We start from the raw sequence: 521 nt of genomic DNA on the forward strand, positions 1-521 counted from the left end.
GCTTCGTTTGTTTTTGTAGCTGTTCCATGACACTGCCTATAGTACTCCACTTCAACGGTACAACTATATGATTTAATGATACTATCATCTAAATCGGAATCTCCATCCTCTACATCATTAGGTAAATAGTCGAATGTAAAATTCGTTTTACCGATTAATTTTGAAAAAGAGGTTATTGTTTTTTCCTTTGTAGTTGTACCATCACTAATAGTAAACACCATTTGTCTAATGTTAGAAGGATTTTCTAAGTATGGTTTCATTTGAGGATCATTTGTTTTAAATCCTATTACTTCAGCTTCGGCAGAAAGTTTAACTTGTGCTGAACCCTCGCCTTTTGACATATCTATAGTATGGTCATCAATGCTACTGGTAACTCCTAATTTAAGGTCTACTGTAATTATTGAATAGAGTTTATCATAAGGAGCTTTTTGGTTGTAGTAGTATTTTAGGTTTTTTTGTGTATTGGGTCCCCATTTCATTCCATTAGGTAATCCATTCAATATGTTTGAAGCTTCATCAGT

The 521-nt window shown here is 33.2% G+C and carries 1 protein-coding gene; it reads right to left on the reverse strand.

From position 1 onward, the window contains the following. Positions 1-521, reverse strand: a 521-nt coding sequence (locus QMG30_RS24815) for a hypothetical protein (protein ID WP_281819915.1), incomplete at both ends; no start/stop codon positions are given.

Source organism: Vallitalea longa (assembly GCF_027923465.1).
In the GTDB taxonomy this organism is placed as follows: Bacteria; Bacillota; Clostridia; order Lachnospirales; family Vallitaleaceae; genus Vallitalea; species Vallitalea longa.